At 73.6% G+C, this 7,294-nt stretch carries 7 protein-coding genes and 1 tRNA gene; 5 read left to right on the forward strand and 3 right to left on the reverse strand.

Going from position 1 to position 7,294, the window contains the following annotated elements:
• The first annotated feature begins 5 nt into the window (after window positions 1-5).
• From OXR63_RS08920 to OXR63_RS08935, 4 genes are all read left to right on the forward strand, one after another.
• Window positions 6-683, forward strand: coding sequence for a response regulator (locus tag OXR63_RS08920; RefSeq protein ID WP_267422070.1), 678 nt, complete (start codon window positions 6-8; stop codon window positions 681-683).
• Complete coding sequence (locus OXR63_RS08925) at window positions 680-2,197, forward strand: sensor histidine kinase (RefSeq protein WP_267422071.1); 1,518 nt, start codon at window positions 680-682, stop codon at window positions 2,195-2,197. Before OXR63_RS08920 ends, OXR63_RS08925 begins: the two co-directional genes overlap by 4 nt.
• Window positions 2,198-3,119: 922 nt before the next feature.
• Window positions 3,120-4,991, forward strand: coding sequence for a family 43 glycosylhydrolase (locus tag OXR63_RS08930; protein ID WP_267422072.1), 1,872 nt, complete (start codon window positions 3,120-3,122; stop codon window positions 4,989-4,991).
• Between the two features lie 107 nt (window positions 4,992-5,098).
• Window positions 5,099-5,779: a hypothetical protein gene (locus tag OXR63_RS08935; RefSeq protein ID WP_267422073.1), complete on the forward strand. Its 681-nt coding sequence runs from the start codon at window positions 5,099-5,101 to the stop codon at window positions 5,777-5,779.
• 31 nt (window positions 5,780-5,810) lie between these two features.
• Here the strand turns inward: OXR63_RS08935 and OXR63_RS08940 are convergent, their stop codons facing one another.
• On the reverse strand, window positions 5,811-6,026 hold the full coding sequence (locus tag OXR63_RS08940) for a hypothetical protein (RefSeq protein WP_267422074.1): 216 nt from the start codon (window positions 6,024-6,026) through the stop codon (window positions 5,811-5,813).
• A gap of 99 nt (window positions 6,027-6,125) precedes the next feature.
• Between OXR63_RS08940 and OXR63_RS08945 the strand changes: the two genes are divergently transcribed.
• Window positions 6,126-6,197, forward strand: a tRNA-Gly gene (locus tag OXR63_RS08945).
• Between the two features lie 115 nt (window positions 6,198-6,312).
• Here OXR63_RS08945 and OXR63_RS08950 read toward each other — a convergent pair.
• Together OXR63_RS08950 and OXR63_RS08955 are read right to left on the reverse strand one after the other, a co-directional pair.
• Window positions 6,313-6,564 (reverse strand): DUF6510 family protein, encoded by a 252-nt coding sequence (locus OXR63_RS08950; RefSeq protein ID WP_267422076.1) that lies wholly within the window; start codon window positions 6,562-6,564, stop codon window positions 6,313-6,315.
• The coding region (locus OXR63_RS08955; protein WP_276589242.1) for a ferredoxin reductase at window positions 6,564-7,294 on the reverse strand (731 nt) is incomplete at its 5' end. The genes OXR63_RS08950 and OXR63_RS08955, both read right to left, overlap by 1 nt.

The following is a 7,294-nucleotide window of genomic DNA, read 5'->3' on the forward strand; positions in this document are numbered from 1 at the left end:
CCGCCGTGTCCACCCCTGCCCGCGTCCTGCTCATCGACGACGACGAGACCATCCGCCTGTCCGTGGCTCGTTCCCTCCGTGACGAGGGGCTCGTGGTCCTCGACGCGCCCGACGGGGACGCCCTGCAGCGGGACCTCGCCCGGTTCGTGCCCGACCTGGTGGTCCTCGACTGGATGCTGCCCGGTGCGAGCGGCATCCAGCTCGCCGGCCGGGTGCGGACCACGTCCGACGCCGCCATCGTGATGCTCACCGCACGGGACGAGGTCGACGACCGGCTGCGCGGCTTCGCCGAGGGCGCTGACGACTACGTGGTGAAGCCGTTCGCGATGGCCGAGCTCGTCGCGCGGGTCACGGCCGTGCTGCGGCGCCGGGGCCGGATCCCGTCCGTGGTCGAGGTCGCGGACCTGGTGCTCGACCCGGACGCCGCCGTGGTCCGCCGCGCCGGGGTCACGCTCGAGCTCACCGCGACGGAGTTCCGGCTGCTCGCGTTCCTGGCCGAGAGCCGGGGGCGCACGCTCTCCAAGACGCAGATCCTGACGCAGGTGTGGGGGTACGACAGCGTCGACCCGAACCTCGTCGAGGTCCACCTCAGCGCCGTCCGCCGGAAGATGGAGGCCCACGGGCCTCGGCTCATCCACACGGTCCGAGGGCTCGGGTACCGCATGAGCGCGGTGGCCGCATGAGCAGCGGGCCGCTCCGGACGGGGTCACTGCGCGCGCGGACGGTGGTGGCCGTGCTGGTGCTGCTCGCGGTGCTCCTCGGCCTGCTGTCCGTCGCGGTGCAGGCGACGCTCGGCGAGCGCCTCCGCACCCAGATCGAGGACCGCCTGCGCGACCGGGCATCCGCGGCCGCCGCGCTCGTGGGCACCGTGGACGCGGACGACCTGGCCGACCGCCTGTCCATGCAGGGCCTCGCCGTCACGATCACCACGAGCGACGGCGGTTCGGTCGAGGCCGGCCCCACCCCGGAGCAGCTCCGGAAGGGTCCGCCAGAGCCGCCGGGACTGTCCGGTCCGGCCGGGCCGGGAGGCTCGACACCAGCCAGCGGGTCGGCCACCGCCGACGGGGCGGCCGGCTCCACGACCGCGGCCGGGCAGGTCAGGATCACGTCCTCCACGGTGCGCGAGGAGGGGCGGCTCGTGACGCTGGTCTCCCGACTGAGTGACGGTTCGACGATCCGGCTGACCGCGGGGACGGGGTCGGTCGACGAGGTCCTCGGCGAACTCCGCTGGGTGATGCTCGGCGCCTCCGCCGTGTTCCTGCTCGTCGCCGCGGGCGGGCTGGTCCTCGTGGTGCGGCGCACGATGCGGCCGCTCGACACGATGACGCAGGCGGCGAGGTCGATCGCGCACGGCGACCGGGGACGACGCCTCCGCCCGGCTCGCCGTGACACCGAGATCGGCCGCGTGGCGGTGGCCTTCGACGAGATGCTCGACGCCGTCGAGGGCGCCGAGCACCAGGCCCTCGCCGCCGAGGCCCGGATGCGCGCGTTCCTCTCCGACGCCGCACACGAGCTCCGCACCCCGGTCGCCGGCATCCGTGCCGCGGCGGACACCCTCGTGCGGACGCCGCTCGACCCCTCGGAACGCGAGGACCTCGCCGTCCACGTCGTCCGGCAGGCGGGGCGTGCCGGACGCCTCGTCGACGACATGCTCCTCATGGCACGGGTCGACCGCGGGCTCGAACTCGACCTGGCGCCCGTGGACCTCGGTGCCGTCGCCCGACTCGAGGCGTCGCGAGCCCTCCTCCGGGCCCCGGCGCTCCGGGTCGAGGTCGTGGAGCCCGACGGTCCCGTCACTGTCCCCGGCGACGACGACCGGCTCGCGCAGGTCCTCGGCAACCTGCTCGAGAACGCGGCGCGGGCCACGGGCGGGAGCGGCGCCGTCACCGTGGTCGTCACCTCGGCGGACGGGCACGGGGTCGTGCGCGTGACCGACGACGGTCCCGGGATCCCGGAGGTCGACCGCGAGCGCGTGTTCGACCGGCTCGTGCGGCTCGACGCTGCGCGGGACGACCGGAGCGGTGGTGCCGGGCTCGGGCTGCCCATCGCCCGGGGCATCGCTCGAGCGCACGGCGGGGACCTGCTCTGCCCGCCCGGCGAGGACACGACGTTCGTCCTCACGCTCCCCGTCGTCGTGCCGACGCCCGAGTCCGTACCCGTTCGCGAGTCGACAGGCGCGGAGGCGCTTCGGGTCTGACTCGAGGGTCATCGCGACGGGACACCCGATCCCGTTTTCCGCGCTGACGAATCCGGTCCGCGAACCTCGGGCCGAGCCAACCGGATCCGTCAGGCCTCCGGACGAACTCCGTCGTCCGCCGCCCGGGGGTGGGGGGAGTGGGACGACGTCCCGCCGCGGCCGCAGCAGGTCCTCCCGCGCGTGCCGCGTCGTCCCGCGCTCCGCAGGTCGAATCGCGCCTAGGAGGTCGTTCACCGCGTGGTCCGTCGTCCCGTGCTGCGCAGGTGGGATCGCGCGTGGGAGGTCGTTCGTTCCCACCACCAACGCGCGATACCGCTTCCCACCGCGGGCGTCATGGGTGACACCGCGCGTTGCGGGTTGTTCCGCGCTCGCGGGCGAGGTCGCGCGTGCTGCGTCGTCCCGCGCTCCGCAGGTCGAATCGCGCGTTGCGGGTCGTTCCGCGCGTGGTGCGTCGTCCCGCGCGCGGCAGGTGGGATCGCGCGTAGGAGGTCGTTCCGCGCGTAGGAGGTCGTTCCGCGCGTGGTGCGTCGGCCCGCGCTCGGCAGGTGGGATCGAGCGTTGGAGGTCGTTGCGCGCGTGGTGCGTCGACCCGTGCTCGGCAGGTCGGATCGCGCGTGGGAGGTCGTTCGTTCCCACCACCAACGCGCGATACCGCTTCCCATCGCGGGCGTCATGGGTGCAACCGCGCGTTGCGGGTGGTTCCGCGCGGCGAGGAGGAGCGCCGGGTCGGAGGACGCAGTGCGCCTGGTCGTCGCTGCGGCCGGGGCGTACGCTCGCGCCCAGCAGCGCCGCCACCGTGCGGTGTCCAAGCACCTCCTCAACGACGAGAGAGAGCGAGACCCCTGTGCGCCGAACACTCACCGCACTGATCGCGGTCGCGACACTGGCTGGGGTCGCGACCCCGGGCCTCCCGGCTGCAGCCGTGGCGGCACCCGCCGTCAGCGCGACCACCACCGCAACGACCACGACCAGCACCACCAGCACCAGCACCGGCACCGGCACCGGCACCGCAGCGTCGATCGCCTCGCGCGGCGCTCACTCCGCCCCGACGCACCAGAACCCGATGGCGCTCCGCCTGCCGGACGGGGAGACGGCCGCGAGCTGCGCCGACCCGACCGCGATCCACGGTGTCGGGCGCGACCGGAACTGGTACCTGTACTGCACGACCGACGCCCTCTCGGCGACGGAGAAGAACCCCGACGGCACGCTCGTGCAGCACACGGTGCCGACGTACCGGTCGACGGACCTCACGAACTGGACCTACGTCGGCGACGCGTTCAGCGCGAAGCCCGCGTGGGTCGGGGACGCGAACGGCATCTGGGCGCCGGAAGTCGTGTACCGCGCTGGCTCGCACGGGCGCGCGGGGACCTGGTACCTGTACTACGCCGCCTCGGACACCCCGAGTGCGACGGGTCCGACCGGCGGCGGATCGGCCGTCGGCGTGGCGACGAGCTCGAGCCCGACGGGCCCGTGGACGGACTCGGGAGCGCCGGTCGTGGCACCGCGCTCAGGGCCGACCGGCGGGGACCGGTGGGAGTTCGACCCCGAGGTCATCACCGACCGCGGCACCACCTACCTGTACTTCGGCAGCTACTTCGGCGGCGTGAACGTCCGGACGCTGAGCGCCGACGGGCTCCGCTCCGACCCGACGAGCGAGCGGCAGATCGCGATCGACAACCGCTACGAGGGCGCCTACCTGATGCGCCACGCCGGGTGGTGGTACTTCATGGGGTCGGCGACGAACTGCTGCGCCGGCTCGCTCACGGGCTACGGCGTCTTCGTCGCCCGGTCGCGCAGCCCGCTGGGGCCCTTCGTCGACCGCGACGGGGTCGCGATCACCAGCACCCGGGTCGGAGGCTCGCCCCTGCTCGCCCAGAACGGCAACCGCTGGGTGGGCACCGGCCACGACACCGTGGTGACGGACTACGCGGGGCAGGACTGGATCATCTACCACGCCGTGGACCGCAACGACCCGTACTACGCGGGACAGGCGACCTACACGAAGCGTCCCGTGCTCATCGACCCGCTGGACTGGCAGGGCGGCTGGCCCGTCGTCCGCGGGGGAGCGGGCCCGTCCGACACCGTGCAGCCGGGGCCGGTCGCACAGCCCGGGCAGCGACCGACCTACCGAGCGACCAGCGCGCCCGTGGACGAACCGGGACGGCTGATCCGCTCGGCCTCGACCGGGTTCGACGGCTCGACGCTGCCGTCCCAGCTGACGTGGACGCGCGAGCCCGATGCCTCGACGTACTCCGTCGGGGACAGCACGTTCCGCTGGCAGACCCAGGCCGCGGACCTGCACCCGCCGCAGACGCCGCTCGCGTCCGTGCTCACCGAGCCGGCACCGCGCGGGGACTGGGTGCTGCAGACGACGGTCGCGGTCGACACCCCGGCCACCGGCGACGGCGTGAACTACGTCCAGGGCGGCCTGATCGTGTACGGCGACGACGGCAACTACGTCCGGCTCGTGTCGAACTCGATCTTCAACACGCGGCAGACGGAGTTCGGCAAGCAGGTGTCCGGGCAGCCGGCAGGAGCACCCACCTACGGCAACATGGTCGTCGGCCCGGTCGGTGACACGACGACGCTCCGGATCGTCCACCGCACCGTGGCGGGCGAGGGGCAGTACACCGCGTACACGAGCGCCGACGGCCGACACTTTGTCCGCGGTGGGACGTGGACGGCCGACCTCGGGGACAGCCCCCGCGTGGGGCTGATCTCGCTCGGCGGGTCCGGGTTCACCAGCACGTTCGAGGACCTGCGGGTCAGCACGGTCAGGCCTTCCCACCGCTGAGGCGCGACCAGGTGCTCGCCGTGCGTGGCGTGGCCGCCGACAGACCGCGGTTGAGAGCCCGTGCAGGATGCGCGTCCGTCGGCGCCGTGCGACCTAGGGTGTCGAGGATGGGGAACGGGAACAGCAGTGGCCGCCGCGGGGGACTCATCACGATGCTCGTGGTCGGGGGGTACCTGGTGCTGCGCTTCGGGTTCCTCGCCTGGCGTGAGCACGAGCAGGGCATGTCGACGGCGGGGGTCATCGGCACGCTGGCGCTCTACGCGGCCGGCATCTTCATCGTCCTGCAGATCATCCTGGGGATCCAGAACGCCAGGACCCGGCAGCGGGAGACGGCCCTGTCGCAGCTGCACCCCGGCGCACACCTGGCTCCGGTCCAGCTGAAGCGCGACCTCGTGGTGGAGATCCGTCGGACCGCGGCGATGCTCGGGACCACGCCCGACGGTGACGTCCCACGCCGGGGTCTCGCCACGCTCGTCGCCGACCACCAGGGCCTCGGCCTGTACGTCGGGGGGAGCACCCCGCGCCTGCTGCTCGGCATCCCACGGTCCGCGGTGCGGTCGGTCGGCAACGGCGAGACCTCGGCAGCCGGCCGGTACGCGTTCGGCACCGTCGACGCCCTGCGGGTCCTCGTCGACACCGGGCAGTGGACGGCGGTCGACCTGCCGGTCTACCGGACGGTCGTGGGCTTCCCGAAGACCCTCCGCGGTGAGGAGCTCACCGACCGGGTCCGCGCCGTCGCCGTCGCCGCCGGGGTCCGGCAGGACGCAGAACCCCGAGCCGGGCTCTGAGCGCGCGGCCCTGAGCCGGGACGACCCTGGCTCAGGCCGGGCGGTAGACCGCGATCGCCGGGGCGTCCCCGGCGTCGTGACGTTCGTCCGTCGCAGCCCAGGTGCGGCCGTCGTGCTCGAGGGTGGCGGGCAGGAGACCACGGACCAGGATCCGCACCGCCGGTTCGTCGCCGTCCACCAGGTCCACGCCGTGTGCGTCGGGCTCGTCCGGGCGGTGCGCCGGTACTTCCTTCACGAAGTCGCTCATGCACCCCATCCAACACGGACACGCCCGGCACCGGCCGTGCGACGGCGGCACCCCTGAACACTGGTATCGTCATCCGAGCGCGGCCGTCAGGCAGCGCATGCGGATGTGGCGCAGTGGTAGCGCATCACCTTGCCAAGGTGAGGGTCGCGAGTTCGAATCTCGTCATCCGCTCGGGAACAACCGGCTCCACCCGGCCCCTGGACAACCCCGACCTCGGTCGGGGTTTTCTGGTTCCAGGGCCGTCAGGCAAGCGCGTACCCGCCGTCAAGCGAGCTGGTGACGCACATCAGGCGATCGACGCCGCTCGGACCCCCGGCAGCCCGACGCGACGCCGGACCCCGTCCGACACCACCGTGACGAGCACCGTGTCGCAGCCGTGGCACCGGGCGACCGACCCCATCGCCGTGCGGTACACCCGGGTCTCGCCGAGGGACCCGAGCGACCCGCACCCGGTGCAGCGCAGCCGTGCCGTCGTGGGGTCTTCTCCGAGCACGTCGGTCAGGTCACCGGCCAGGGCGTTGCCGTCGAGCAGGGTCATCAGCTGCCTCCGAACCGTTCCGCGCGGACGTCCGCCACGTCGTGCCCGAGCTCGCCGAGCCACCGGAGGACCTGTTCGACGAACGGCGTCGACCCGCACACGTAGACCAGGGCGCCGTCCTCCGGGGGCAGCACCGCCGCGGCCAGGGCGTCCTTCGTGAGCCGACCCGCCGGGACGGTCGCGTCGGCCGGTGCCGTGCGGCTGTACACGACGGTGACGTCGAGCGGGGCCGACGCGGCGCGGGCGGCGTCGAGCTCCGGCCGGAAGAAGACGTCCTCGGGGGTGCGGACGGCGTAGAGGAGCCGGAAGGGCGTCGGGTCGTCGGCCTCGGCGTGCGCCGTGACCATCGCCACGAGCGGCACGATCCCGGACCCGCCCGCGATGAGCTGCACGGGACGTGTCGACTCCGAGGACGGCCGCCACACGAACCACCCGCCGAGGGGGCCGTGGACCTCGAGGGCGTCGCCGACCTCGATCGCGTCGACCAGGAAGGGGGAGACCTCACCGTCGTCGACCCGGTCGACCGCCAGGGTCACGCTCGGGTCGTCACCGGCGGACGCCACGGAGTACGAGCGGGTGGCCTGGTAGCCGTCCTCGGCCGTGAGCCGCAGGTCGAGGTGCTGCCCGGGGTCGTTGCCCGGCCACGTCGGGACGTCGAGCACCAGACGGCGCGCGGTCGGGCTCTCGGCGCTCACGGCGGCGACGGTCGCGGCGTGCCAGTCGGGGCGAC

This window comes from Curtobacterium sp. GC_Cur_3 (assembly GCF_026544205.1).
Classification (GTDB): Bacteria; Actinomycetota; Actinomycetes; order Actinomycetales; family Microbacteriaceae; genus Curtobacterium.

Excerpts from the sequence above, each read along its gene's own strand:
- OXR63_RS08925 (WP_267422071.1), top strand. The coding sequence starts at position 680 with ATGAGCAGCGGGCCGCTCCGGACGGGGTCACTGCGCGCGCGGACGGTG.
- OXR63_RS08935 (WP_267422073.1), top strand. The coding sequence starts at position 5,099 with ATGGGGAACGGGAACAGCAGTGGCCGCCGCGGGGGACTCATCACGATG.
- OXR63_RS08950 (WP_267422076.1), bottom strand. The coding sequence starts at position 6,564 with ATGACCCTGCTCGACGGCAACGCCCTGGCCGGTGACCTGACCGACGTG.
- OXR63_RS08940 (WP_267422074.1), bottom strand. The coding sequence starts at position 6,026 with ATGAGCGACTTCGTGAAGGAAGTACCGGCGCACCGCCCGGACGAGCCC.